At 50.2% G+C, this 21,868-nt stretch carries 28 protein-coding genes; 12 read left to right on the top strand and 16 right to left on the bottom strand.

What is annotated here, in order from left to right; all coding sequences use genetic code 11:
* Positions 1-6 precede the first annotated feature (6 nt).
* From ACJ8W9_RS07295 to dolP, 3 genes are read left to right on the top strand one after another with little or no spacing between them, the layout of a single operon-like run.
* Positions 7-357 (top strand): YraN family protein, encoded by a 351-nt coding sequence (locus tag ACJ8W9_RS07295; RefSeq protein WP_411359210.1) that lies wholly within the window; start codon positions 7-9, stop codon positions 355-357.
* Positions 358-366: 9 nt separating this feature from the next.
* Entirely contained in the window at positions 367-939 is a 573-nt protein-coding gene (locus tag ACJ8W9_RS07300) for an SIS domain-containing protein (RefSeq protein ID WP_034731312.1), read from the top strand.
* The gene (dolP, locus tag ACJ8W9_RS07305) at positions 939-1,505 is read left to right on the top strand and encodes a division/outer membrane stress-associated lipid-binding lipoprotein (RefSeq protein WP_411360767.1); all 567 of its coding nucleotides are present in this window, start codon (positions 939-941) and stop codon (positions 1,503-1,505) included. The genes ACJ8W9_RS07300 and dolP overlap by 1 nt, the downstream gene beginning before the upstream one ends.
* A 121-nt stretch (positions 1,506-1,626) precedes the next feature.
* On the opposite strand, the gene ACJ8W9_RS07310 is transcribed toward dolP, so the two are convergent.
* The 9 genes from ACJ8W9_RS07310 to zapE all read right to left on the bottom strand — a co-directional run bounded on the left by ACJ8W9_RS07310 (position 1,627) and on the right by zapE (position 9,170).
* On the bottom strand, positions 1,627-2,034 hold the full coding sequence (locus ACJ8W9_RS07310) for a ClpXP protease specificity-enhancing factor (RefSeq protein ID WP_411359212.1): 408 nt from the start codon (positions 2,032-2,034) through the stop codon (positions 1,627-1,629).
* Between the two features lie 5 nt (positions 2,035-2,039).
* Positions 2,040-2,669: a stringent starvation protein SspA gene (sspA, locus tag ACJ8W9_RS07315; RefSeq protein ID WP_411359213.1), complete on the bottom strand. Its 630-nt coding sequence runs from the start codon at positions 2,667-2,669 to the stop codon at positions 2,040-2,042.
* Between the two features lie 14 nt (positions 2,670-2,683).
* On the bottom strand, positions 2,684-3,430 hold the full coding sequence (locus tag ACJ8W9_RS07320; RefSeq protein ID WP_411359305.1) for a cytochrome c1: 747 nt from the start codon (positions 3,428-3,430) through the stop codon (positions 2,684-2,686).
* Positions 3,430-4,692: a cytochrome b gene (locus ACJ8W9_RS07325; protein WP_411359214.1), complete on the bottom strand. Its 1,263-nt coding sequence runs from the start codon at positions 4,690-4,692 to the stop codon at positions 3,430-3,432. The genes ACJ8W9_RS07320 and ACJ8W9_RS07325 overlap by 1 nt, the downstream gene beginning before the upstream one ends.
* Positions 4,692-5,282, bottom strand: a complete 591-nt coding sequence (gene petA, locus ACJ8W9_RS07330; protein ID WP_411359215.1) for a ubiquinol-cytochrome c reductase iron-sulfur subunit — start codon at positions 5,280-5,282, stop codon at positions 4,692-4,694. Before petA ends, ACJ8W9_RS07325 begins: the two co-directional genes overlap by 1 nt.
* Before the next feature lie 218 nt (positions 5,283-5,500).
* A complete protein-coding gene (rpsI, locus tag ACJ8W9_RS07335; protein ID WP_034731302.1) occupies positions 5,501-5,893 on the bottom strand; it encodes a 30S ribosomal protein S9 in 393 nt (130 codons plus the stop codon).
* A 17-nt stretch (positions 5,894-5,910) separates the two neighbouring features.
* Positions 5,911-6,339, bottom strand: a complete 429-nt coding sequence (gene rplM, locus ACJ8W9_RS07340; protein WP_034731300.1) for a 50S ribosomal protein L13 — start codon at positions 6,337-6,339, stop codon at positions 5,911-5,913.
* Between the two features lie 153 nt (positions 6,340-6,492).
* Entirely contained in the window at positions 6,493-8,070 is a 1,578-nt protein-coding gene (locus ACJ8W9_RS07345; RefSeq protein ID WP_411360768.1) for a Na/Pi cotransporter family protein, read from the bottom strand.
* On the bottom strand, positions 8,067-9,170 hold the full coding sequence (gene zapE, locus ACJ8W9_RS07350; RefSeq protein ID WP_411359306.1) for a cell division protein ZapE: 1,104 nt from the start codon (positions 9,168-9,170) through the stop codon (positions 8,067-8,069). Before zapE ends, ACJ8W9_RS07345 begins: the two co-directional genes overlap by 4 nt.
* A 93-nt stretch (positions 9,171-9,263) precedes the next feature.
* Here zapE and ACJ8W9_RS07355 point away from each other — a divergent pair, with 93 nt between their 5' ends.
* The 3 genes from ACJ8W9_RS07355 (at position 9,264) to ACJ8W9_RS07365 (ending at position 12,321) form a co-directional block, all read left to right on the top strand.
* Entirely contained in the window at positions 9,264-9,701 is a 438-nt protein-coding gene (locus ACJ8W9_RS07355) for a YhcB family protein (protein ID WP_411359217.1), read from the top strand.
* Between the two features lie 83 nt (positions 9,702-9,784).
* On the top strand, positions 9,785-11,131 hold the full coding sequence (locus tag ACJ8W9_RS07360; protein ID WP_411359218.1) for a DegQ family serine endoprotease: 1,347 nt from the start codon (positions 9,785-9,787) through the stop codon (positions 11,129-11,131).
* A 128-nt stretch (positions 11,132-11,259) separates the two neighbouring features.
* The gene (locus tag ACJ8W9_RS07365; protein ID WP_411359219.1) at positions 11,260-12,321 is read left to right on the top strand and encodes a trypsin-like peptidase domain-containing protein; all 1,062 of its coding nucleotides are present in this window, start codon (positions 11,260-11,262) and stop codon (positions 12,319-12,321) included.
* Between the two features lie 9 nt (positions 12,322-12,330).
* Here the strand turns inward: ACJ8W9_RS07365 and murA are convergent, their stop codons facing one another.
* The 7 genes from murA to ACJ8W9_RS07400 are packed head-to-tail and all read right to left on the bottom strand — an operon-like array spanning position 12,331 to position 16,918.
* The gene (gene murA, locus ACJ8W9_RS07370; protein WP_411359220.1) at positions 12,331-13,587 is read right to left on the bottom strand and encodes a UDP-N-acetylglucosamine 1-carboxyvinyltransferase; all 1,257 of its coding nucleotides are present in this window, start codon (positions 13,585-13,587) and stop codon (positions 12,331-12,333) included.
* Between the two features lie 15 nt (positions 13,588-13,602).
* Positions 13,603-13,860: a BolA family protein gene (locus ACJ8W9_RS07375; RefSeq protein ID WP_411359221.1), complete on the bottom strand. Its 258-nt coding sequence runs from the start codon at positions 13,858-13,860 to the stop codon at positions 13,603-13,605.
* Between the two features lie 16 nt (positions 13,861-13,876).
* Positions 13,877-14,176: a lipid asymmetry maintenance protein MlaB gene (locus ACJ8W9_RS07380; RefSeq protein ID WP_411359222.1), complete on the bottom strand. Its 300-nt coding sequence runs from the start codon at positions 14,174-14,176 to the stop codon at positions 13,877-13,879.
* Positions 14,177-14,179: 3 nt separating this feature from the next.
* Positions 14,180-14,839, bottom strand: coding sequence for a phospholipid-binding protein MlaC (locus ACJ8W9_RS07385; RefSeq protein ID WP_411359223.1), 660 nt, complete (start codon positions 14,837-14,839; stop codon positions 14,180-14,182).
* 11 nt (positions 14,840-14,850) lie between these two features.
* Positions 14,851-15,318 (bottom strand): outer membrane lipid asymmetry maintenance protein MlaD, encoded by a 468-nt coding sequence (gene mlaD, locus ACJ8W9_RS07390; protein ID WP_411359224.1) that lies wholly within the window; start codon positions 15,316-15,318, stop codon positions 14,851-14,853.
* Positions 15,319-15,324: 6 nt separating this feature from the next.
* Positions 15,325-16,101, bottom strand: a complete 777-nt coding sequence (mlaE, locus tag ACJ8W9_RS07395; RefSeq protein ID WP_411359225.1) for a lipid asymmetry maintenance ABC transporter permease subunit MlaE — start codon at positions 16,099-16,101, stop codon at positions 15,325-15,327.
* A complete protein-coding gene (locus ACJ8W9_RS07400) occupies positions 16,091-16,918 on the bottom strand; it encodes an ATP-binding cassette domain-containing protein (protein WP_411359226.1) in 828 nt (275 codons plus the stop codon). Before ACJ8W9_RS07400 ends, mlaE begins: the two co-directional genes overlap by 11 nt.
* A 202-nt stretch (positions 16,919-17,120) precedes the next feature.
* Here ACJ8W9_RS07400 and ACJ8W9_RS07405 point away from each other — a divergent pair, with 202 nt between their 5' ends.
* Genes ACJ8W9_RS07405 through ACJ8W9_RS07430 form a run of 6 tightly spaced genes read left to right on the top strand, consistent with a single transcriptional unit; the run spans position 17,121 to position 21,854 of the window.
* Positions 17,121-18,101 (top strand): KpsF/GutQ family sugar-phosphate isomerase, encoded by a 981-nt coding sequence (locus ACJ8W9_RS07405; RefSeq protein ID WP_034731276.1) that lies wholly within the window; start codon positions 17,121-17,123, stop codon positions 18,099-18,101.
* Positions 18,102-18,106: 5 nt separating this feature from the next.
* Positions 18,107-18,661 (top strand): 3-deoxy-manno-octulosonate-8-phosphatase KdsC, encoded by a 555-nt coding sequence (kdsC, locus tag ACJ8W9_RS07410; RefSeq protein WP_411359307.1) that lies wholly within the window; start codon positions 18,107-18,109, stop codon positions 18,659-18,661.
* A complete protein-coding gene (gene lptC / locus ACJ8W9_RS07415; protein WP_411359227.1) occupies positions 18,658-19,230 on the top strand; it encodes an LPS export ABC transporter periplasmic protein LptC in 573 nt (190 codons plus the stop codon). The genes kdsC and lptC overlap by 4 nt, the downstream gene beginning before the upstream one ends.
* Before the next feature lie 22 nt (positions 19,231-19,252).
* Complete coding sequence (gene lptA, locus ACJ8W9_RS07420) at positions 19,253-19,732, top strand: lipopolysaccharide transport periplasmic protein LptA (protein ID WP_411359228.1); 480 nt, start codon at positions 19,253-19,255, stop codon at positions 19,730-19,732.
* Positions 19,707-20,438: an LPS export ABC transporter ATP-binding protein gene (gene lptB, locus ACJ8W9_RS07425; RefSeq protein WP_411359229.1), complete on the top strand. Its 732-nt coding sequence runs from the start codon at positions 19,707-19,709 to the stop codon at positions 20,436-20,438. Before lptA ends, lptB begins: the two co-directional genes overlap by 26 nt.
* Positions 20,439-20,468: 30 nt before the next feature.
* Complete coding sequence (locus ACJ8W9_RS07430; RefSeq protein ID WP_411359230.1) at positions 20,469-21,854, top strand: RNA polymerase factor sigma-54; 1,386 nt, start codon at positions 20,469-20,471, stop codon at positions 21,852-21,854.
* Positions 21,855-21,868 lie beyond the last annotated feature (14 nt).

A 21,868-nucleotide genomic window follows, 5' to 3' on the forward strand; every position in this document is an offset into this window, starting at 1 on the left:
ACACGGATGTTGGCACATGATTTAGGTAATGAGGGTGAAGCTTCAGCCTTAGGTTACTTAGAAGCGCAAGGATTAAAATTGGTCGAGCAGAATTTTCGCTGCGATCTGGGCGAAATCGATATCATTATGCGTGATCGTGCAGCTTGGGTGTTTGTTGAAGTTAAAACCCGCCGCAATGAAGATTTTGCCACCGTGGTCGAACAAATCACTCCCGATCAGTGTCTACGTGTTAGACGTAGTGCGCAATTTTATTTACTATCGCACCGACTTGACGAACATGTAACGGCAATGCGTTTCGATGTGGTCGCCATTTGCCAACAGCCCGAGCAGCTCTATTGGTTGCCTGATGCATTTTAACGAGGACTTATGCAAGAGCCGGTCAAAGCCATCTTTACTGAGTGCATTCAAACTCAAATCGCCAGTGCAGATTTGCTGCAAGAGCCTGTCATGGCAGCAGCTGAGCTACTAGTTGATTCATTATTGCGGGGGCAAAAAATCTACTGCTGTGGCGAAAGCATGGCCCATGCCAGCGCCCGTCATTTTGCCCATATCATGCTGACTGGTTTGCAATTCGAGCGCCCGCCGTTCCCAGTGCATGCACTCCATGCGGATTACGGTGCCAACGAGCACGAAGCAATCTTCTCACAGCAAATTCTTGCCGTCGGCCAGCCCAACGATGTGTTGGTCGTGCTCAGCGCAGGCAATCGCGCACCACGGGTGAGTCGCGCCATGGAAGCTGCATTAAGTCGCGACATGCTGATCATAGCTTTGACCAACGACGGCGATCAGGACGTCGCCGGCTTGCTCGGTCCTGATGATGTTGAAATTCGCATTCCATCGCGCAATTCCGCGCGTGTTACGGAACATTTACTGCAATTGGTCAATATGCTGTGCAGCCTTGCTGAACAGCAGATTTTTCCACAGGAGGAGAGTTACTAATGCGCCGTTCACTTGCACTTCCTGCACTTGCACTCACCGCCGTATTGAGCCTTTCGGGTTGCACCGCTGCTCTAGTTGGCGCGACCGCAGTTGGCATTTCTTCCGCCACTGACTCGCGCACCATCGGCACACAGGTCGATGATCAAGCGATTGAAATTCGGGTGATTGCAGCACTTAAAGGTGAAGAACGCCTTAGCGAAAGTCGCATTCAGGTCGTTTCGTTTAACCGTTCAGTCTTGCTACTTGGACAAGTACCGAACGCCGGGTTAGCTGAATTTGCCGCGCGCATCGCACGCGACGAAAACGGCGTGCAACGTGTGCACAATGAACTGCGGGTGCAAGAGGTGATTCCTTTATCACGCATCAGCAAAGACAGTTGGCTCACCAGTAAGATCAAGGCCAAAATGGTGACTGATGAAGAAGTAGATGCGAATAAAATCAAAGTTGTCACGGAAAACGGTGAGGTCTTTTTGATGGGACTTATCGATCGTACGATGGCGCAGAAGGCAATTGAGATTTCGCGTAATACCAATGGCGTCACCCGCGTCATCGACGCCTTCGAATAAACAAATCGTGATTCGTGGTTCGTACGCTTCGCTGTTCGTCCGCTTCGCTATTCGAAAAGCGAGCATAGCGAGCGCACTAATAGTGAGGCATCGCCGAACGGACGAAAACCGAACACCGAACTTATTTGATGACTTTGAGGTTGGGGCGCTTTTTCGTTGGCTTGTCAGTCGGCGCCTCGGTTGAGGGCTCAGGCTGCGGTTCGTGCAACTGCGGCTCATCTTCGAAGATAGTTCCCGCGCCGTTTTCGCGCGCATATAAAGCAACTACGGCTGCAATTGGCACGTAGACGCGGTGTGGCTTACCTGAAAAACGTGCACTGAACTGCACACTATCATTCAGCAATTGCAAATTACCTACCGCAGATGGCGCAATATTCAACACAATTTGGCCGTCTTTAACGAACTCAAAAGGCACTTGGCAATGCGGTTGGGTGGCATCGACAACCAGATGAGGCGTTAACTGGTTATCTACCAGCCAGTCGTACACCGCCCGCAACATATACGGGCGGCGTGCTGACATCGCACTCATATCACTCACTTGCCAAGCTCTCGCTCGATATCAGTGAGTGACTCTTGGAATGAGTCACGTTCGAAAACGCGCAGCATGTAGGCTTTGACAGCTTTCGCCGCTGCGCCTTCAAGCTGAATTCCATAACTCGGGAGACGCCACAACAATGGCGCCAAATAGCAATCAACCAAAGTAAACTCTTCACTCATGAAGAACGGTGTATCCGCAAAAATTGGCGCTAACGCTAAGATACCTTCGCGTAACTCCTGACGTGCCGCTTCAACACCCTTACCGCCTTTGCCAATTGCTTCAGCCAATGCGTACCAGTCGCGCTCAATACGATACATCATCAAGCGGCTGGTACCACGAGCTACCGGGTAAACCGGCATCAATGGCGGATGCGGGAAACGTTCATCAAGGTATTCCATGATGATATGAGCGTTATACAGAACCAGTTCGCGATCCACCAGGGTTGGCAATGCATCCGCATACGGATTTAATTGCAATAAGTCCTCTGGCTTGTTATCGCCGTCAACGTAGGTGATTTCTACGCTCACGCCTTTTTCTGCTAACACAATTCGCACCTGATGACTGCGTAAGTCATTTCGGCCCGAATAGAGGGTCATCACTGACCGTTTGTTTGCCGCAACCGACATGTCTTTCTCCATCATTACTTCACGTCTCTAAAAAATTCGCGCTTCAACAGCCACGCAAAAATTGTGAAGACTAATAAGAAACCGAATACATACCAGCCCATCCGACGCTGTTCGAGCAGCATAGGTTCACCGGTGTAAACCAAGAAGTTAGTTAAATCTAACATCGCTTGGTCGTATTCAGCTTCCGTAAGCATACCGCTGCCATCGGCTTTGATACCCACGTAAACGTCTTGCATCTCGCCATCAACCATACGCTCTTCGGTGGTTTTACGCGGCACGCCCTGCAGTTCTTGCAGTACGTGCGGCATACCCACGTTCGGGAATACCGCGTTGTTCACGCCAAATGGACGTGATTCATCGACATAGAACGAACGGAAGTAAGTGTATAGCCAATCCGCGCCGCGCACCCGAGCAACCAACGTTAAGTCAGGTGCCGCGGTACCGAACCAAGCATTTGCCGACTCAGTTGGCATTGCGTTCGTGATCAAGTCGCCCACTTTCTCGCCAGTAAACTGCAAGTTTTCAATACCGAGGTCTTCAGGAATACCGATATCATTGAAAGTACGCTGATAACGCTGATATTCCATCGAGTGACAACCTAAGCAGTAGTTCATGAACAACTGCGCACCGCGTTGCAATGAGGCTTTGTCATGCAAATCGATTTTGGCTTTATCAAGCGGTACCGTTGGGTCAGCTGCAAAGCTTGCAACTGACCATAAAGTAGCGGCTACCAGTAGAGTCGTTTTAAGAAACTGTTTCATCACTTAGTAATCCTCTCTGGAACTGGCTTCGTGTTCTCATTTTTACTGTAGAAGAACAGTAAGATGAAGAAGGCGAAGTACAAGAATGTGAACACACGCGCAAAGAAGGTGTAGACCTCAGTTGCTGGTTTCAGACCCAAGTAGCCAAGCGCCACAAAGCTGATACAGAACACGATCAAGTTCAGCTTGTGCAAGCCGCAACGATAGCGAATCGAGCGCACTTTACCGCGATCCAACCATGGCAACACGAATAGCGCAACAATTGCACCGAACATCAAGATAACGCCCAACAGTTTATCTGGCACCGCACGTAATATTGCGTAGAACGGTGTGAAATACCAAACTGGTGCAATATGCTCAGGTGTTTTTAACGGGTTCGCTGGCTCAAAGTTTGGTGGCTCAAGGAACAAGCCGCCCATCGCCGGAGCAAAGAAGATCACGTAACAGAATAGGAATAAGAAAATACCGATACCGATCAGATCTTTCACCACGTAGTACGGGAAGAACGGAATCGCATCGACGATATCGTACTTCTTGGTGAAGCGCTCATGGAACTGGAACTTCGGTTTTTCTGACTCAGGTACAGAGCCCTTCGGCTTCTTAATCGCAATGCCCTCTGGGTTGTTCGAACCCACTTCATGCAACGCGATGATGTGCAAGAACACCAAAATGACTAACACCAAAGGCAATGCGATGACATGCAGTGCAAAGAAACGGTTCAAGGTCGCGCCAGAGATAACGTAATCACCACGAATCCACAGCGTCAAATCATCACCAATGATCGGAATCGCACCGAACAGCGAGATAATAACCTGTGCACCCCAGTAGGACATTTGTCCCCATGGTAGCAAGTAACCCATGAAGGCTTCGGCCATCAGCACCAGGAAGATGAGCATACCGAATACCCACAACAACTCGCGCGGCTTCTGGTAAGAGCCATACATCATGCCGCGTAGCATGTGCAGATAGACCACCACGAAGAAGGCTGAGGCACCAGTAGAATGCATATAGCGCAGCAACCAACCGTAGTCGATATCGCGCATGATGTACTCAACAGAGGCAAATGCGCCTTCTGCCGACGGTACATAGTTCATCGTCAACCAAATGCCCGTAAGGATTTGGTTCACCAGTACCAACATGGCTAAAACACCAAACAGGTACCAGAAGTTAAAGTTCTTTGGAGCCGGATATTGCGCAAGGTGGATATTCCACGTCTTGGTCATCGGAATGCGTTCGTCAAACCAGGCGATTAATTTCTTCATTAGGCTTGCTCCCCGTCTTCACCCACCAAAATGGTGGTGTCGTTAATGTAGTAATGCGGTGGCACCACCAAATTTAACGGCGCAGGTACACCCTTGAACACGCGACCAGCGATATCAAACGTTGAACCATGACATGGGCAGAAGAAACCAGCTTGCACACCCTCAACGTATCCGTCGAAAGAATTATCGAGGAACTGAGGAGAACAACCTAAGTGCGTACAAATCCCGACCGCGACAAGAAATTCTTCTTTGCGCGAACGATGCAAGTTTGTCGCATATTCAGGCTGTTGAGCTTCTTCTGAATTGGGATCACGCAGTTTATCTGCAAGACCCTCAAGGCTCGCTAGCATTTCAGGGGTACGACGTACCACCCAAACAGGCTGCCCTCGCCACTCAACACGAATCAATTGACCCGGTTCGGCTTTTCCGATGTTCACTTCCACTGGGGCACCCGCGTTTTTCGCTTTCGCACTCGGGTTCCATGACGCAATGAAAGGAACAGCAACACCCACCGCGCCCGCTGCGCCAACCACTGAGGTTGCGACAGTCAGAAAACGACGGCGGCCTTTATCTACAGGCGCATTGCTCATCCACTTACTCTCCAGTTTGGACGCTCCGCGAGACGTTGCCGCGGAGTCAGTAATTAGCTGCTGCGTTAGAACTGCCTGTGCTCACATCACACAGACAATCGGCAAAAAAATGCTTTCAGATGATAAAGAAATACCCTGATTTTTACAAGGACAAAGACAAAAAACCCGGCACATTGGCCGGGTTTTGTTTTGCCTGAAACGTACAGTTTCGTAAACGATTAACGTTTTGAGAACTGTGGACGCTTACGAGCTTTGTGCAAGCCGACTTTCTTACGTTCAACTTGACGCGCGTCACGAGTAACGTAACCCGCGCGACGCAAGTCACCACGAAGAGCTTCGTCGTATTGCATAAGTGCACGAGTGATACCGTGACGCACAGCGCCAGCTTGACCACTTGAACCACCACCTTTAACGGTGATGTACAAATCGAATTTCTCAACCATGTCAACTAACTCAAGTGGCTGACGAACAACCATTTGCGCAGTTTCACGGCCGAAGTATTCTTCTAGGGTGCGGTTATTGATGCTGATGTTGCCGCTGCCTGGACGCAAGAAAACGCGTGCAGTTGAGCTTTTGCGACGACCAGTACCGTAGTATTGATTCTCTGCCATTTTCTTAGTGCTCCGTATTAAATTTCAAGTTGTTTAGGCTGTTGAGCGACATGATTGTGCTCGGTGCCTGCATATACTTTCAGTTTACGGAACATGGCACGACCCAGTGGACCACGAGGTAACATACCTTTCACCGCTTTCTGAATGACCATTTCTGGTTTCTTGGCGATCAACTTCTCGAAGCTGATTTCCTTGATACCACCTGGATACCCAGAGTGTGAATAGTAGATCTTGTTCTGTGCCTTACGGCCAGTAACCGCCACTTTCTCAGCGTTAACGATGATGATGTAATCACCAGTGTCGACGTGAGGTGTGTACTCAGGCTTATGCTTACCGCGTAAACGGCGAGCGACTTCAGTCGCTAAGCGACCTAAAGTTTTACCTTCGGCGTCAATAACATACCAGTCACGTTGTACAGTTTCTGGTTTTGCAACAAATGTACTCATTGAAACTTACTCTTTTTTAAAGGTTCACGACAGTAGTTCCGGGCTTCCCCGCGAACCACAACAACCGTTGTGGTTTCACCACACACTGGTTAGTTGTACCTGTAACGTGGGCTGCGCGGATTATAGGGAAAAGTGCTTAAAAGATCAACGCTGTTATAAGTAATTCAATGACGGCTGTTGATTTTCGAGCGCAGCAAGCAGCACCGCACAACGTTCCCAATGGCTCGCGAGCTGCACTAAGACAACGCCCTGCGTCGGCGCTAATTCAGCGCGCGCTATTTGTTGCAGCCAATTACTGCGTAATAAACTGCGCGTGGACTGGATAGCACTCACGATAGTTTGCCATTGTGCTGGGCTGCGCTCGTTCATCTGTGAACCGCTCAACAGCTCAAGTAGCAGCTCGCGCAAGCCTTGTGCCAAGCTCGCATCGATCTCCGTAGTTGCCGCCACTGCCAGCTTTTCAACCAGTTGTCGCAAGTCAAGTAGCCGTGCTTGCTGACCATAGAGTTCCGTTAACTGCAGCGCTTCATCGCCTTGCATTGGATGGGTGCTTAGCTTCTGGAGATAGGCGGCGATGTGCTGCAACAACTCGCCTGTCGCAATGTCTTCTACAGCTTCATCAGGCAACTGCGAATCGCGCAATAACGCACGCAAGCGCAATTGATACTGCCGCAAGACACGTGCTTGCTCTTGTTGCACCGCACGCAACCCCATAGCCGGAACTTCGAGTATAGTTTTATCAAGAAAGCGAGGCTCTCCTGAGCGCAGCGCTGGTAATCGGTACCAACGCTCAACTGCACGAAAAATTCGTTCATCGAGGAGCCACATCAGACCGAGACCCATTGCGTTAAACAGAGTATGGAAGACAGCTAGCCCAGTGCTGATATTCACAACCTGCTCGCCGCCAGCCAACCACTCAGCCGTCAGCCACAACGGCACCAATAACACCAATGCGGTGAGCCCCGTAACCGCGTTCATTAACACATGTACCGCCGACAACCGTTTCGCATGGGCAGTCGCACCGAAACTCGCAAGGATTGCGGTCGCGGTGGTTCCGATATTGGCACCAATGACAACCGCGGCACCGGCCAACGGTGAAAAAATACCACTGACGGATGCGGTAAGGATAATTGCAAGCGCAGCAGACGATGATTGCACCAAGATGGTTAACGCCGTTCCCGCTGCAACGGCAAGGAGGATCCCACCAATGCCGCTGACTTGTAATTGCTCAACCGGCAGCAACGTGACAACCAGCTCGAACGCATCACGCAGGGTATCGAGACCGACAAAAAGCACCCCGAAGCCGGCAATGGCCAACCCCACACTGCCTAGCGTTGTCTTTTTTTGTAGCAGTTGCAGCAGCATCCCCAAGCCAATGAGCGGCCAGGCGATAATCCCGATATTTATTTTTAACCCGATCAACGCGACAATCCACGCTGTCATGGTGGTGCCAACATTGCTTCCAAATAGCACCCAAGCTGCTTGTCGCAGCTTCAGCATGCCAGCATTGGTGAAACCAAGTAAGGCAACTACGACTGCGCTGGACGACTGCACCACTGCGGTCACAGCAAACCCTGACAACGCTGCGCGCGCCCGAGTTTGGGTTGAACGCTCAAGAAACTGTTGCAGATGACTTCCTGCAGCAGTTTTTAAACCTTCAGTTAAAAGCTGCATACCGAGCAGCAATAAACCGAGGCCTCCAAGGGCGAGTGTCCAATGCGTAAGTGTCATGGTTTGTGGGCTAATCCTAAGTAATCGTGACTTTGCATTTCGAGCAGCCGACTCATACAGCGGCGAAATTCAAATTCGAGTTTACCCTGAGTATATAATTGCTCCAGTGGCACTGCGCCTGACATGATCAGCTTCACGCGGCGTTCATAAAATTCATCCACCAAGGCGATAAACCGGCGCGCGGCATCGTCATTTTGGCTCCCAAGTTGCGGCACGTTGCTAATGAGTACTGCATGATACAACTGCGCCAGCTCGATGTAGTCGTTTTGCGAGCGCGGACCGCCACAAATCGCTTCGAAGTCAAACAACACGACATCGTCACATTCTAGCCGAACGGGAATATCACGACCATTGATACGAATCGTGCCATCGGTGTTGCGGCTGCAATGATCTGGTGCTAGCTCAGTAAAATAACGCTGCAAGTTTTTATCAGCGTCATCATCGAGTGGTGAATGATAAATTTCTGCTTTGGTTAGTGTGCGCAAACGATAATCGATACCGCTATCGACATTGATCACTTCACAATGCTGCTTAATCAGCTCAATAGCAGGTAAGAAACGCGCGCGCTGTAAGCCATTTCGATACAGATCGTCAGGCACAATGTTGGAGGTGGCAACCAGTACCACATTGCGTTTAAACAATTCTTGCATCAGCGTGCCAAGGATCATGGCATCGGTGATGTCTTGCACGAAAAACTCATCGAAACAGACGATTTGCGCCTCACTGGCAAGTTTGTCGGCAATAATAGGTAGCGGATCGCTGCGGCCTTTGAGCTCTTTTAATTCTTTATGCACGCGATGCATAAAGCGGTGAAAGTGAACGCGTAATTTTTGCTCAAATGGCAGCGTTTCGTAAAAGGTATCGACTAAATAAGTCTTGCCGCGCCCTACTCCGCCCCAAAAATAAATACCTTGAGGAGCCTTTGGAGTACTTCCGAACCAAGCTTTGATGCGATTAAGCAAGCCGCCTTGTTGCTGCTGCCGAAACCTTAATAGGTCGTCATATAACCTTTGTAATGCTTCTACAGCGCGGCGTTGTGCGGCATCCGGCGTAAAGCCACCACTGGCTAAATCCGCCTGGTATTTTTGCAATGGGGTAATGTTTTGGTTTGTCACTACCACTTCGACCCTATTCTAGATTATGCTATGGGGGACTAGTTTATCATGTGAACCGCGTTTTTAAGGAGTTTTTCTATGAGTGCATTGATCGGCATTCTACTAGTATTAGCAGGAGCTATTGTTGGCTTTTTCATTGCCCGTTACTGGTTGAAGGAGCACTCAGATGAAGCGCGTTTGAACCAAGAAGTGCAGCAAAGCCGTGAGCAGTTGGCGAACTACCAGCAAGAAGTTGCGGAACATTTCGCCACGGCCAGTGCTTTAGTGGAGCAGCTTGAAGAAACGCAAGACAAGCTGAAAGCTTACTTGCAGCACAGTTCTGATTTATTGCAACAGGAGCAGGCGCAACCAAGCTTACCGTTTTTCGCTGAAGACACCATGCGTCAATTACGGATGGCGAGCCAGTTGCAAAAAGACTCCACCGCGAAAGAAAAAGAAACCGCGCAGGAGCCACCGCGTGATTACTCCGACAAGAAAAGCGGACTTTTTTCGTCTTCCGACGAAAAAACATCTTGAAACAACTCGAAGCTGAACTTATTTCCATAGGGTAGGTCTTTACTTGCACGCAAGGGCGTGTTGATTAAAGGAGTCCGTACCCTATGAAATTAAAGCTATTTGCAGTACTTACTTTAACTAGTTTGCTGACGCTGGGCACAGCGCAAGCGAATATCCCTTTCTTCAACAACAAAGATGAAACGCCAACTTTGGCGCCGATGTTGGAAGAAGTCACCCCAGCGGTTGTCAATATCTCGGTAAAAGGCAGCCGCGAAGTTCGTCAACGTATTCCCGATATGTTCCGCTTTTTCTTTGGCCCGAATGGTCCGCAAGAACAAGTGCAGGAGCGGCCTTTCCGAGGCTTAGGCTCGGGTGTCATCATTGATGCCGAAAAAGGCTACGTGGTCACCAATAATCACGTTATCGATGGTGCCAGCGAAATTCTTGTCACTCTCAAAGACGGCGAACAGTTCGACGCTGAAGTCATTGGTACGGATGCGAACTCCGACATCGCCCTGCTCAAGATTAAAGATGGCGAAGGCCTGACCGATATCGAAATTGGCAGTTCTGCCGATTTGCGTGTCGGTGACTTTGTCGTGGCAATTGGCAACCCCTTTGGTCTTGGTCAGACCGTCACTTCAGGGATTGTCAGCGCGTTAGGCCGCAGCGGTTTGGGCATCGAAGAAATCGAGAACTTTATTCAAACTGATGCCGCCATTAACAGCGGTAACTCTGGTGGTGCGTTGGTGACTTTGGATGGCAAACTCATCGGTATTAACACCGCTATTTTGGGTCCTAACGGAGGCAATATTGGTATCGGTTTTGCAATTCCATCCGACATGATGGAAGCTCTCGTACAGCAACTGATCGAGTTTGGTGAAGTGCGCCGCGGCGTACTTGGTGTCCGCGGTAATGATTTAACCGCCGATATTGCCGAAGCTCTCAACCTGAAAGCTAACCAAGGTGCCTTTGTCGCTGAAGTGGTACCAGAGAGTGCTGCAGCCGAAGCTGGTCTCTTGTCAGGTGACGTGATTACCGCAGTGAATGGCGAGCGCATCCGTAACTTCGGTGATTTGTCAGCACGCATTCAAACCATGGGCGTTGGTAAGCCAATTGAAATTACCGTGCTACGCGATGGCGACGAACGTACCCTAGAAGTCACCCTGACCGCCGATGAACAAGCTGTTGAGGCTGCCGATTTACACCCGGCATTGCAAGGTGCAACACTAGCCCCAGCCAGTGACGGCGGTTTAACGATCACTGAACTCGAAGAAGGCTCGATGGCTGTGCGCTATGGCTTACGCAAAGACGATGTCATTATGGCAGTCAACCGTCAGCCGGTCAGCAGCGTAAGTGAGCTGCGCAACGTTTTAGACAGTGCTCAAGGAGTTGTGGCTCTGAATATTCGCCGCGGTAATTCTTCACTCTATTTAGTGTTGCGCGGCGGTTAGGCAGCCAACACTATTACACAGCGCACACTCCGAAGGCAGCCCCCTAAAGGCTGCCTTCTTTTTACAAGAAGTGCTATGCTAGGGCAACAATAACAACCATAGACTGACACTACAGGGAACGACATTTCATGAATGCAGCAACTACTAAGAGTTGGCTTAGTTATATTTTACGCTCGGTACTGCTTGGTATCGTCGTTGCTGCTTTAGTCATTTGGGCGATGCCCTTGCTAGAAGCATGGCAAGCCAAACGCCAACAACCCGATGAAGCCTTCAGTTTTGCCACCGCCGTAAATCGTGCGGCACCGGCGGTCGTCAATATCTATAGCATGAGCGAACAGCGCGGCTCCTACTACAACCGTCGTAATAACTCAGTATTACGCTTAGGCTCTGGCGTCATTATGGACAACGTGGGGCACATTATTACTGCTGCGCACGTGGTCGCCAACGTCAGTAGCGTGCAAATTGCCTTACAAGACGGCCGTCAAACCAGTGCCCAAGTGATCGGTATCGATAACGTCACTGACTTGGCGGTGTTACGCGTGGAACTTGATAACCTACCGGTGATTCCGCAAAACGATGAGCTGCGCACCCGGGTGGGGGATGTGGTACTCGCGATTGGTAATCCGCTCAATCTAGGGCAAACCATCACCCAAGGTATTGTCAGTGCGACCGGTGGTCGCATGGGCGTGATCAATAGTCATGCCGATTTGCTGCAAATGGATGCGGTGATTAACGAAGGCGCGTCTGGCGGCGCCTTGGTCAATAGCCAAGGCTATTTGGTAGGCATCAATAACGCTCAATTTCGTGGCCCCGCTGGTCAGGGCGTAGAAGGTATCTATTTTGCAGTGCCCTATACGCTTGCTAAAGGCATTATGCGGACTTTGATTGAGGAAGGTGAAGTGGTGCGTGGCTATTTGGGCATACAAACCAGTGATTCAGTGCCCAACTCACGCAACTATCAACGCCCTGGTATTTTCCTAACTGGCGTTGACGAAGGCAGTCCAGCTGCGCAAGCTGGTTTGCAACCCAACGATTACATCGTCGATATTGCCGGTGAACCCATTACCTCGGCTGCCGATGGACTCGCTCTGATTTCTAATACTCGGCCAGGCGTTGAGTTGGCGGTGACCTTCTTCCGTGGTGATGAGGAGCTTACCACCACGGTCACTATTGGCAAGCTGCCAAACTAAGTAATTAGCTTAGTCGCGGCGCTCAATTTGAGCGCCAAGTGCGGTCAGCTTTTTCTCGATTGTTTCGTAACCACGGTCGATATGATAAATCCGTTGCACCGTAGTTTCGCCTTCAGCTACCAAGCCCGCAATCACCAATGACGCAGAAGCGCGCAAGTCAGTACACATCACTTGTGCACCTTCAAGCTTAGCGACTCCTTTGCAAATCGCGGTGTTGCCCTCAAGCTCGATACTTGCACCCATGCGCTGTAATTCAGGCACGTGCATGAAGCGGTTTTCAAAAATGGTTTCACGTACCCAACCGGTGCCATCTGCAATGGCATTCAAGGCACAGAACTGTGCTTGCATATCGGTTGGAAAGGCCGGGTGTGGCGCCGTAATGACATTCACCGGACGTGGACGTGTCGGCGCCTGCAAGCGAATCCAGTCATCACCTTTGCTGATGGTAGCGCCCGCTTCGGTAAGTTTCTTCATCACCGCATCGAGCATGCTTGGATCGGTATTTTTACAGGTCACATCACCACCCGTAGCCAAGGCTGCCACTAAGAAAGTACCAGTTTCGATGCGATCGGGTTGCACGCTGTAATGACCACCGTGCAATTTCTCTACCCCATGAATCTTAATGGTGTCGGTCCCTGCGCCACGAATATCTGCACCTAAGGTATTGAGGAACTTGGCTAAGTCGACCACTTCTGGTTCGCGTGCAGCGTTCTCAATAGTAGTGACACCGCGCGCCAGCGTTGCCGCCATCATCAGGTTTTCGGTGCCGGTGACACTTACGGTATCCATGACAATGGTTGCGCCCTGCAAACGGTCTTCCACTTCGGCATGGATGTAACCATTTTCGACCGTAATGTGGGCGCCCATTTCACGCAGCCCCTCAATGTGCAGATTGACTGGGCGTGCGCCAATGGCGCAGCCTCCAGGCAATGAGACTTGCGCTTTGCCATGGCGAGCCAACAACGGACCGAGGATCAAAATCGATGCCCGCATGGTTTTCACTAGATCGTAGCTGGCGATATGGTTGGTCAGTTGCTGTGGATGGATCAGATAGCTATTTAGGCCAAGTTGCTCGCTGTTAACACCTAAGTCCGCTAGCAACTTCATTGAGGTTTTTACGTCTTGCAACGCTGGCACGTTGTCTATTTGTACGTCTTCGGTGGCGAGGATACTTGCCATCAAAATCGGTAGCGCAGCATTTTTTGCGCCTGAGATCACGACTTCACCGCGCAGTGCACGGCCTCCAGTAATTACTAATTTTTGCATAGCGCACTACTCGTGTTAGCTGAGCATCGCGAGTTTCTTCTCGCGCTGCCATTCAGTCGGGGTGTAAGTTTTAATAGATACAGCGTGTAGTTCACCACTAGCAATCAAATCTTTCAATGGTGCATAAATAATTTGCTGTTTCTTTACGCGACTCAGTTCACTGAATTGCTCGCTAACTGCGGTGATGGAAGCGTGACTACCATCAACCTTAACGATGAGTTCATCGAGTTCAAGTGCGGCTGAAAGAAGATCTTTTATATCGTCGGTTGTCATCAATTGAGTTCTATTGTTAGAGATTTAAAAGTTCAGTAGCGCCACTGACGTCGGCAATGGCTTTAAATTGCTGACTCGGTTGGGTCAGCGAAAGTTCCCGCTGTTGTGCTGCTAGCAGACGTTTTAATTGCAATAACATGGCGACGCCCGCGGAATCCACATGTTCAACGGCGGCCAGATCGACGATTAGGCACTCTTGTGATTCCGTCTGCCACTGTTCACGTGCTGACCATACTTGCGGTACGGTAGCACGCGTCAACTCGCCGTTAAAGACGAGATGACCGTTTTCTAATGACCAAGCTATCGAGGCCGACATGATTTAACCTTCTTCTGAATAAGGTTGGATCGGCTCGTTTGCCTTCTCGTCGAGCAATTCGATAGTACCGTCAATACCGCGACTACGAATCACCGACGAAATTTCTGCTGCTTTGCTATTCAGCAAACTGACGCCTTCAACCACTAAGTCGTAGGCTTTCCACAAACGCTCATCTTTGTCATAGCGCAGTTTAAAGTCCATGCGAATCGGCGGGCGACCGTCTTCTTCGATAAGACGAGTATTGACCTCAACCATGCGGTCTTCTGGACCTAGTTCACGCGCTTGTTCAAACTGGAACTGATGTTTAGTTTCATCATACTGGGTAAATGCACGACCATAGGTGGCGACCAAGTATTCACGAAAGACCGCATAAAACTGACGGCGTTGCTCTTCGGTCGTATCTTTAAGATTACGCCCAAGTACACGCTTCGCTGCATAGGTAGAGTCAACGTACGGCATCAACTCTTCGCGGATAATAACCCGCAAGTAATCAAGATCTTCGTTAATCTTGCTACGATCTGCACCAATCCGTTCAGCGGTTTTATTCGCAACGCGTTCCAGCAAGGCGTACGGATTTTCATCACGTATCACTTCGCTATTCGCATCGGCAGTTCCAGTGACCACCAACAACGCTGTCATCAAGAATGCATACAAGGTCTTCATACTACGACTCCTTAGTCATTACCTTGGCTAAATAGGAACTGACCGATGAGATCCTCCAACACCAAAGCTGATTTCGTATCGTGGATATAATCACCGTCGTCTAACATTTCAACTGTATCGTCAATAAATCCTGGGCTCAGGCCAATATACTGCTCACCCAACAGGCCCGAGGTTAAGATTGAGACCGACGAAGTGTCAGAAAATTCATTGTATTCGCTGCTAATCGTCATTTCGACCAATGGCTCATAGTAGTCACCGTCCAAGCTAATTTTGCTTACCCGCCCGACCACAACACCGCCAACTTTGACCGGTGAACGCTCTTTTAAACCACCAATGTTGTCGAACTTCGCGTACAGCTTATAGGTTTCACCATTGCCGCCTACGCTGGTATTTGCCGCTCTTAAGCCGAGGAATAGCACAGCGAGAACGCCAATAATCACAAACAAACCAACAGCTAATTGCGTATTTCTTGATTCCATAATGAGTTACCCAAACATCAGTGCTGTGAGAACAAAATCTAATCCGAGAACCGCAAGCGATGCGGTAACTACGGTCGAGGTGGTGGCACGGCTAATACCAACTGAGGTTGGCACGCAGTGATAGCCCTTGTGCAGCGCAATCCAAGTGACCACGAAAGCGAACACTAAACTTTTAATCAAGCCATTCATAATATCTTGGCCCCATTCAACGTTCGCCTGCATCACCGACCAAAACGCGCCATCGTCGACGCCCAACCACTGCACGCCCACTAAATAGCCACCATAAATACCAACGGCAGAAAAAATCATTGCCAGCAGTGGCATACTGTAAAAGCCAGCCCAAAAGCGCGGTGAAATAACGCGACGCAAGGGATCTACCGCCATCATTTCTAGGCTTGATAATTGCTCAGTTGCTTTCATCAGGCCAATTTCAGCGGTCAGGGCAGAGCCTGCTCGACCGGCAAACAACAAGGCGGTGACCACCGGGCCCAGTTCGCGCAGTAACGACAGTGCCACCATTGGTCCAAGGCTTTGTTCAGCGCCAAAGTCGACCAAAATGGTGTAACCCTGCAACCCCAATACCATGCCGATAAAAAGCCCACTAACAATGATAATCAGTAGCGACAGTACGCCCACTGAGTACATTTGTTGCATCAGTAATGGCCATGATTTGCGTAATTGCGGTTTGCCAACCAATGCACGGGTGAGCATAAACAATGCTTTACCGGCGCCAGCAATGCTGTTGAGTACCGCTTTACCAAGCGCGGCAATCCTATCGAGCATTTCGGTCTCCTAAAATATCTTCTGCCAAGCTCGGAGCCGCGTAGTGGAACGGCACTGGGCCGTCGGCTTCACCCGCTAAAAATTGATGCACCAGCGGATCGTCTGAAGCTTGCAGTTCGGCTGGAGAGCCTTGCGCGACCACCTTCTTATCGGCAATGATGTTGACATAATCGGCGATGGTCATTACCTCAGTAACATCGTGCGTCACCACGATACTCGTCAACCCGAGCGAATTGTTAAGCGACTTAATCAAACGCACAATGACCCCCATCGAAATAGGGTCTTGTCCCGCAAAAGGCTCGTCGTACATGATAAGTTCAGGGTCAAGTGCAATCGCACGCGCCAACGCCGCGCGGCGCGCCATACCACCGGATAGCTCCGACGGCATCAAGTGCCGAGCGCCACGCAAACCTACCGCCTCAAGCTTCATCAAAACAATGGTTTCGATAATCTCTTCGGGTAATTTGCTGTGTTCACGAATCGGAAACGCAATATTGTCGTAGACCGACATGTCGGTGAACAACGCGCCACTTTGAAACAGCATGCTCATGCGTTTGCGCTGTTCGTATAAAGCACTGCGCGAGAGTTTAGGAATATTGTGTCCGGCAAACTCGATACGCCCTGCTTGCGGCTTCAATTGACCACCGATCAACCGCAATAATGTAGTTTTACCAATACCACTGGGCCCCATGACGGCAGTTATTTTGCCGCGCGGCACACGCAGGTTTAAACCCTTGTAAACTTGGTGTGCACCGTACCCGTGGGCAAAATCCAGATTTTCAATGACGACGAGATCGTCCGCCTTCGCGTTGGTCATAACTGGCTCATCCCTTTTCACAAGACCGCATATTGTACCTGAACGGGCAAACTTTCCCTAGCGCAGGGCGGTAAAATTTGTGACAAATCGTTTGTTTGACTTCTTTTACGTCTGCATTTCGAGAACCGATCGGTTATGATTGCATCTAATCTATATACCGGTGTAAAACCTGATTGAAACCAAGGACGCGATAAGGGCTGCTATGACCACTGGCACAACCGATTCCTTCAGTTCACTTGCGGCACGAGTGCTTGACATCGAGGCGCGTGCGGTAAGCGATTTAAAACGTTTTCTTGACGCAAGCTTTGACCAAGCATGTGAGTACTTACTTGCGTGCAAAGGTCGAGTCATTGTGATTGGCATGGGTAAATCCGGCCACATCGGTGGGAAAATCGCGGCGACCCTAGCGTCGACCGGTACCCCGGCTTTTTTTGTTCACCCTGGCGAAGCAAGCCACGGTGACCTCGGGATGATTACCGCCGACGACGTGGTGCTCGCAATTTCCAACTCTGGCGAAACCGGCGAAGTGCTCAGCATCGCTCCTTTGATCAAGCGGCGCGGCGCACATTTAATCAGCATGACCGGCAATCCGGATTCGACCTTGGCAAAGCTTGCTGATGTGCATGTCTGCATTGCCGTTCAAGAAGAAGCTTGCCCGCTTGGCTTAGCCCCGACTTCTTCGACCACAGCAACACTCGCCATGGGGGATGCCTTAGCGGTGGCCCTGCTCCATGCGCGCGGTTTCACCGCTGATGATTTCGCCATGTCGCATCCGGGCGGTAGCCTCGGGCGACGCTTATTACTGCATATTCACGATGTGATGCACGCCGGTGAGCGCATGCCTTTGGTCGCCGCGAGCGCCACGCTCAGTGAAGCTTTGCTCGAAATGTCGAAAAAAGGACTCGGCATGACCGGCGTAAGTGCCAGCGATGGTCAACTCATAGGCGTGTTCACCGACGGCGACCTACGCCGTGTCCTCGATCAACGGCTTGATGTGCACCAAGCCTTGATCACCGATGTGATGACCAAAAATCCCATCACTATTGGTCCCGACGTATTAGCAGCTGAAGGCTTAAAACTGATGGAAGACCGCAAAATCAATGGACTCTTTGTGGTTGATGGTGCCGGCCAACCCGTCGGTGCACTCAACATGCACGATCTTTTAAAAGCGGGAGTCATGTGATGACAATGCCAACGATCAGCACTTGGTACGGTGACATCAGTGAAAGTCTGTTCGAAAGCTTTAAGGCGATTCGTTTGGTGATTTGCGATGTCGACGGGGTCTTTTCCGATGGCCGTATTTACCTCGGCAACGCCGGCGAGGAGCTCAAAGCCTTTCATACCCGCGATGGCTTCGGCGTCAAAGCCTTACTGAATAATGGTATCGCCGTTGCGGTGGTGACTGGGCGGCAATCTGACATTGTTGAACGCCGCATGCAAGCACTTGGCGTTACCGATATCTTTCAAGGCACCACCGAAAAACTCGCTGTTTACCAGCAGCTCGCACGTAAATATCAACTACAAAACCGTGAGATCGCGAGTATTGGCGACGATGTTCCTGATGTGGTGATGTTGCAGCATGCAGGGGTGGGCGTCGCACCGCAAGACGCACACCCATGGGTACAACAGCAAGCCGATTATATTACCAGTATGCGCGGTGGTTTTGGCGCGGTGCGCGAGCTGAGTGATTTGATTTTGCTCAGCCAAGGTCACTTACAATTGCAAGGCGGAATGAGCGTATGAACCGCCAGTTAACCTGGATTCTAGCGATTCTGTTCGTACTCGGGGCACTGCTTATTTGGCGTCCCTTTGACGATGCGGAAACCACCGCAGATGATCCAGAATTCCGTGAGATTCCACCGGACTTTATTGCCGAAGGCTTGGTAACGCGCGTCTACAACACTGAAGGCGAGTTGGTGCATCGAATCAATGCCGCCAAAATGACCCATTACAGCCCTATTGGGCTTACCGAACTTGCTGCGCCAGAATACTCGGTGCAAGCCAAGGGTCAAGCAGCACAGTGGCGAGTGGTCGCCGAGCAGGGCTCTTTCTACGATGACAAAACGCTCGTGTTAGAGCGTGATATCATCATTAGTCATTTAGACGATAGTGATTACCTTGAACGTATTGAAACCAGTTACCTGACCATAGATACTATCGCCGAAACCATGATCACCGACGAGCCAGTGGCGATTTTTGGTGAGAATTTCGAAGTGCGCGGCAACGGCATGAAAGCCGATTTGCGCGCCGAAACCTTGGAACTCAATGAACATGTACAAACAATTTTTGCGGTACAACGCAAAGCTAATTAGCACTTTGGCATTAGCGCTTGGAATGAGCATCACACCAGCGGCAATGGCGCAGGGTAAAGCTGACTTTGAGCAAGATATCTTTATCGATTCTGAAGAAGAATGGTTCGATATCCAGAATCGCATTGCGGTGTTCGATAAGAACGCCGTTATCACCCAAGGCACGCTAAGAATCACCGCTGACCATATTGAAGTAGCTGAGCAAGAAGGTAACCGAACTTTTACCGCCACCGGTGCACCCGCAACTTATCAACAACAGCTTGATGACGGCAGCATGATGCAAGCCGAAGCGGAAACCATTTTTTATGATGAACAGGCACAACAATTGCGCATGCTTGGCAAGGTAAAAGTCAGCCAAGCAAATAAAGAAATTTCTGGGGCCGAGTTGGTCTACGATTTTGCCACCCAACAGTTACGAGCCCGCCGCGGAGACGATGAGAACGAGCGCGTCACCACCATTTTTAGAACCGACAGTAAGAATGACGATGAGCCGATTAATCGCTGAGCATTTGGCAAAATCTTTTAATAAACGTCAGGTCGTAAAAGACGTCAGTATTACCGTGGAAGCGGGCAAAATCATTGGTCTGCTAGGCCCAAACGGGGCCGGTAAAACAACGACTTTTTACATGATAGTTGGCCTTATCAATCACGATAAGGGACGTATTCTGCTCGACGGTGACGACGTTTCGTTGTTGCCAATGCACGAGCGAGCACGGCGCGGCGTTGGTTACTTGCCACAAGAATCCTCAATCTTTCGCAAGCTCACCGTGCGCGACAATATTATGGCAATTCTCGAAACGCGCAAAGACCTTGATGCCAACGGCCGCGAAGAAAAGCTCGACAGTCTGCTCGAAGAGTTTCACATCGGCCATATCGCCAACAGTCTTGGCATGAGTCTGTCGGGTGGTGAACGCCGCCGCGTAGAGATTGCCCGAGCCCTGGCCACTGAACCTAAGTTTATTTTACTTGATGAACCTTTTGCCGGAGTCGACCCGATTTCGGTGTTGGATATTAAGAAGATCATTGAACACCTGAAACAGCGCGGCATTGGCGTCTTGATCACGGACCATAACGTACGCGAAACCCTATCTGTTTGTGAGCATGCCTATATTGTGAGTCATGGGGAGTTGATTGCTGAAGGTGACGCCCATACTATTCTAAGTAATCAACAGGTAAAAGACGTTTACCTAGGCGACCAATTCACTCTGTAATTGGGCGCAAGCTTATTTAGGTGGTATGCCATGAAGCAAGGCTTGCAATTCAAATTCAGTCAGCAGCTGTCAATGACACCGCAGCTGCAGCAAGCCATTCGGCTGTTACAACTCTCACAAATGGAGTTGCAGCAAGAGATCCAGCAAACCCTTGAGGCGAATCCTCTACTCGAACAAGAAGAGCACGACGACCCGCTGCGTGACCACGAAGACGATGTTGAAGCGGTGCAAGAGGAATGGGATCAAAATTATTCAGCTGAACTAATGGGCGCTGTCGGCCAACATGATGCCGAGCACGATGCCTTTATGTTCGGTTGCGGCAAAGAAACTCTCCATGATCATTTGCGCTGGCAATTACGCTTATCCCACTGTACCGAGATCGACGAAGAAATTGGTTTAGCGCTGATTGACGCCATTGACGACAATGGCTATTTGCAGGCGACCTTAAGCGACATTAGCGTAGCACTCAGTGAACAACTCGACGAGTTGGTAGAAGAGGATGAGGTTGCCGTAATGCTTAAACGCATTCAGCAATTTGATCCGGTTGGGGTCGGCGCGCGTGATGTGAGTGAGTGCCTGCTACTGCAGCTAAACCAACTGGCAAAAGACACGCCCTATCTTCAGCACGCAAAAATAGCGGTGCAAGAACATCTCTCGTTACTCGCTTCGCGCGACTATCGTAACCTGGCGCGGCAGTTAAAATTGAACGAACAACAGCTCGCCAGTGTCCTAACTATCATACAGCAGTTACAACCGCACCCCGGCGAAAGCTATAGCAATGCGGATGATGATTACGTGATTCCCGATGTGCTGGTGCGCAAAAAAAATAATCGTTGGATAGTTGAGCTAAACCCACAAAGTTTGCCTAGACTAAAAGTGAACGAGAGTTACGCAGCGCTGATTCAGGATGCCAAACAAAGCGACGACATGAGTTATATTCGCCATCACCTACAAGAAGCAAAATGGTTTATCCGCAGCATTGAAAGCCGCAATGAGACGCTGCTGAAAGTTGCCACCACTATCGTGCAACGCCAACAGGCTTTCTTTGAGCACGGCGAAGAAGCGATGAAACCCATGATCCTTGCCGATGTCGCCCAAGCTATCGAAATGCACGAATCGACCGTATCTCGTGTCACCTCCCAAAAGTATATGCACACACCGCGCGGTGTATTCGAGTTGAAGTACTTTTTTTCCAGTCAGTTGCGTACTGAACAAGGGGAAGATGCTTCTTCAACGGCGATTCGCGCGTTGCTAAAGAAACTAGTCGCCGCCGAAAACCCGCGGAAGCCGCTCAGTGATAATAAGCTCACCCAGCTTATGGCGGACCAAGGGATTCAGGTCGCTAGAAGGACGATTGCGAAGTATCGTGAGGCGCTCAATATTCCGCCTTCGAGCCAACGTAAGCGTCTGATTTAAATCTTGGACAATAG

This window comes from Pseudidiomarina salilacus, assembly GCF_047323925.1.
In the GTDB taxonomy this organism is placed as follows: Bacteria; Pseudomonadota; Gammaproteobacteria; order Enterobacterales; family Alteromonadaceae; genus Pseudidiomarina; species Pseudidiomarina salilacus.

Excerpts from the sequence above, each read along its gene's own strand:
- ACJ8W9_RS07295 (WP_411359210.1), top strand. The coding sequence starts at position 7 with ATGTTGGCACATGATTTAGGTAATGAGGGTGAAGCTTCAGCCTTAGGT.
- ACJ8W9_RS07300 (WP_034731312.1), top strand. The coding sequence starts at position 367 with ATGCAAGAGCCGGTCAAAGCCATCTTTACTGAGTGCATTCAAACTCAA.
- dolP (WP_411360767.1), top strand. The coding sequence starts at position 939 with ATGCGCCGTTCACTTGCACTTCCTGCACTTGCACTCACCGCCGTATTG.
- ACJ8W9_RS07310 (WP_411359212.1), bottom strand. The coding sequence starts at position 2,034 with ATGAGTGCGATGTCAGCACGCCGCCCGTATATGTTGCGGGCGGTGTAC.
- sspA (WP_411359213.1), bottom strand. The coding sequence starts at position 2,669 with ATGTCGGTTGCGGCAAACAAACGGTCAGTGATGACCCTCTATTCGGGC.
- ACJ8W9_RS07320 (WP_411359305.1), bottom strand. The coding sequence starts at position 3,430 with ATGAAACAGTTTCTTAAAACGACTCTACTGGTAGCCGCTACTTTATGG.
- ACJ8W9_RS07325 (WP_411359214.1), bottom strand. The coding sequence starts at position 4,692 with ATGAAGAAATTAATCGCCTGGTTTGACGAACGCATTCCGATGACCAAG.
- petA (WP_411359215.1), bottom strand. The coding sequence starts at position 5,282 with ATGAGCAATGCGCCTGTAGATAAAGGCCGCCGTCGTTTTCTGACTGTC.
- rpsI (WP_034731302.1), bottom strand. The coding sequence starts at position 5,893 with ATGGCAGAGAATCAATACTACGGTACTGGTCGTCGCAAAAGCTCAACT.
- rplM (WP_034731300.1), bottom strand. The coding sequence starts at position 6,339 with ATGAGTACATTTGTTGCAAAACCAGAAACTGTACAACGTGACTGGTAT.
- ACJ8W9_RS07345 (WP_411360768.1), bottom strand. The coding sequence starts at position 8,070 with ATGACACTTACGCATTGGACACTCGCCCTTGGAGGCCTCGGTTTATTG.
- ACJ8W9_RS07355 (WP_411359217.1), top strand. The coding sequence starts at position 9,264 with ATGAGTGCATTGATCGGCATTCTACTAGTATTAGCAGGAGCTATTGTT.
- ACJ8W9_RS07360 (WP_411359218.1), top strand. The coding sequence starts at position 9,785 with ATGAAATTAAAGCTATTTGCAGTACTTACTTTAACTAGTTTGCTGACG.
- ACJ8W9_RS07365 (WP_411359219.1), top strand. The coding sequence starts at position 11,260 with ATGAATGCAGCAACTACTAAGAGTTGGCTTAGTTATATTTTACGCTCG.
- murA (WP_411359220.1), bottom strand. The coding sequence starts at position 13,587 with ATGCAAAAATTAGTAATTACTGGAGGCCGTGCACTGCGCGGTGAAGTC.
- ACJ8W9_RS07375 (WP_411359221.1), bottom strand. The coding sequence starts at position 13,860 with ATGACAACCGACGATATAAAAGATCTTCTTTCAGCCGCACTTGAACTC.
- ACJ8W9_RS07380 (WP_411359222.1), bottom strand. The coding sequence starts at position 14,176 with ATGTCGGCCTCGATAGCTTGGTCATTAGAAAACGGTCATCTCGTCTTT.
- ACJ8W9_RS07385 (WP_411359223.1), bottom strand. The coding sequence starts at position 14,839 with ATGAAGACCTTGTATGCATTCTTGATGACAGCGTTGTTGGTGGTCACT.
- mlaD (WP_411359224.1), bottom strand. The coding sequence starts at position 15,318 with ATGGAATCAAGAAATACGCAATTAGCTGTTGGTTTGTTTGTGATTATT.
- mlaE (WP_411359225.1), bottom strand. The coding sequence starts at position 16,101 with ATGCTCGATAGGATTGCCGCGCTTGGTAAAGCGGTACTCAACAGCATT.
- ACJ8W9_RS07400 (WP_411359226.1), bottom strand. The coding sequence starts at position 16,918 with ATGACCAACGCGAAGGCGGACGATCTCGTCGTCATTGAAAATCTGGAT.
- ACJ8W9_RS07405 (WP_034731276.1), top strand. The coding sequence starts at position 17,121 with ATGACCACTGGCACAACCGATTCCTTCAGTTCACTTGCGGCACGAGTG.
- kdsC (WP_411359307.1), top strand. The coding sequence starts at position 18,107 with ATGCCAACGATCAGCACTTGGTACGGTGACATCAGTGAAAGTCTGTTC.
- lptC (WP_411359227.1), top strand. The coding sequence starts at position 18,658 with ATGAACCGCCAGTTAACCTGGATTCTAGCGATTCTGTTCGTACTCGGG.
- lptA (WP_411359228.1), top strand. The coding sequence starts at position 19,253 with ATGAGCATCACACCAGCGGCAATGGCGCAGGGTAAAGCTGACTTTGAG.
- lptB (WP_411359229.1), top strand. The coding sequence starts at position 19,707 with ATGACGATGAGCCGATTAATCGCTGAGCATTTGGCAAAATCTTTTAAT.
- ACJ8W9_RS07430 (WP_411359230.1), top strand. The coding sequence starts at position 20,469 with ATGAAGCAAGGCTTGCAATTCAAATTCAGTCAGCAGCTGTCAATGACA.